This window comes from Brunnivagina elsteri CCALA 953 (assembly GCF_002289455.1).
Lineage (GTDB): Bacteria > Cyanobacteriota > Cyanobacteriia > Cyanobacteriales > Nostocaceae > Brunnivagina > Brunnivagina elsteri.
The window spans coordinates 1-1626 of record NZ_NTFS01000714.1 but is presented as its reverse complement, the minus strand read 5'-3'; the positions used below and the strand labels follow the sequence as shown (position 1 = coordinate 1626).

2 protein-coding genes are annotated in these 1626 nt (G+C 42.2%); both read left to right on the top strand.

Going from position 1 to position 1626, the window contains the following annotated elements:
- Nucleotides 1-597 precede the first annotated feature (597 nt).
- Nucleotides 598-981, top strand: a complete 384-nt coding sequence (locus CK510_RS30135; RefSeq protein ID WP_245912524.1) for a plasmid mobilization protein — start codon at nucleotides 598-600, stop codon at nucleotides 979-981.
- Between the two features lie 218 nt (nucleotides 982-1199).
- A complete protein-coding gene (locus CK510_RS30130) occupies nucleotides 1200-1586 on the top strand; it encodes a relaxase/mobilization nuclease domain-containing protein (RefSeq protein ID WP_245912523.1) in 387 nt (128 codons plus the stop codon).
- The last annotated feature ends 40 nt before the right edge of the window (nucleotides 1587-1626 follow it).

The following is a 1626-nucleotide window of genomic DNA, read 5'->3' as shown; positions in this document are numbered from 1 at the left end:
TTTGTACTGTATTGAAATATATTGTTACTTTATTTTTGAATAAATTGAAAAAAATATAACTATAGACGTAGTATTTTTTTTCCTGATGCCTAAAACTGAAGTCTCGTAAATCGAGATTAAATAGAATTGAGATTTTTTCCAAAAATATGGCTAAAATATTTGAAAACATCCCACGAATCAAAGAATCATTAAATCAATAATCAACATCCTCAAAAAGATAAAAATTTCCAATGTTTTTCATCCTCAAGAGTTCTCCTAGTTCTCCCTCGCGTTTTGGGTATTCTCATTTCTCTCGTTCTCCCACAGTCCAGGTTTTTCAGGGCTTTTTCGTTTTTTCACAGTCCAGGTTTTTCGGGGCTTGCTCGTTCACGCGCGAGTTTTGGTGGGGAGCCAGCCATGCCCTAAAACTTACGTTTTACCAGAGCGTTCCGCTCGGTACGGGCAGGCTGGCTCAAGGGGGAAACCCCCTTAAGAAACCCCCAATTACTGGATGGTTTGGGTATTAATTTAGATACGTATCGAGACAAACATTGAGCGTTTTTAAAATCCAAACATTAGCAACATATAGACAAACGCACTTTGATTTTTGGTTTAGCTATGTCAAATCCAATAGTTCGCACCAAAATAATGCAAATTCGAGTGTCGGAGGTGGAGTTTGAAATGATTCATTCGCGAGCATCCCAAGCGGGGCTATCATGCTCGGAGTTGTTTCGGCGTAATGCCCTATTGCGTCCGTTGCCCAAACGAACGACAAAAATAGCCGTCCAAACTTACGTCGAACTGGGGAAAATTGGGAATAACATTAACCAATTAACCAAAGCTGTAAATACTGCGATCGCATTAGGACAAAAACCACGTATAGATATTGATAAGTTGGAAGCGCTCGGAGAACTACTGCACCAAATACGTCGGGAAATTACGGGTTGTGACAAGTCACAATTGGGAGATGGAGAGGATTGGGACGAGGAAGATGAATTTTAAAAAGTCTGAGCTACGGGTTGGTTTTTTTCAAAATTGACGCACCTGGGGCATCGCTTCGCTGATTGGACGGTAGGTTTGTACGGGCATCGAGATTTAGGGTTGGCTGCCCAGATAGTCAAAGCCCGCACAAACCCACTCCGCTTCGCCGTCCAATCTCCCCAGTTGCTAGTTTCATCGTGAGGGGAAAATAATTTCTAGCACCAGCTAAGGAAGGAAAAATGATTGCCAAACAACGTAAAGGACGAGGTTTTCGCGGTTTGCTTGAATATGTGGAGAACAAGGAGGAAGCAGAACGCATTGGTGGAAACATGTCGGGACAAAACCCGCGAGAACTTGCAGCTGAGTTCAAATTTTCCTGGCAGTTAAACCCAAATGTGGAACGGGCTGTTTACCATGTTTCCCTTTCCCTGGCTCCAGGAGAATATTTATCGGACGAGCAATGGAACGAAATTAGCGATCGCTATCTTCGGGAGATGAATTTTCATAACAATCAATATGTGGTTTACCGTCATGGTGATAAGGAAAACGACCACATCCATATTGTGGCTAGTCGAATTTCTTTGGATGAGGGGGTAGATGAGCAATCGTACAGAAAGTTACGCTAAGGCTGAAAACCTTACTATGCGAGCATTCTATCAATCAATA

Coding starts and splice junctions, on each gene's coding strand:
- CK510_RS30130 (WP_245912523.1), top strand. CDS start 1,200: ATGATTGCCAAACAACGTAAAGGACGAGGTTTTCGCGGTTTGCTTGAA.
- CK510_RS30135 (WP_245912524.1), top strand. CDS start 598: ATGTCAAATCCAATAGTTCGCACCAAAATAATGCAAATTCGAGTGTCG.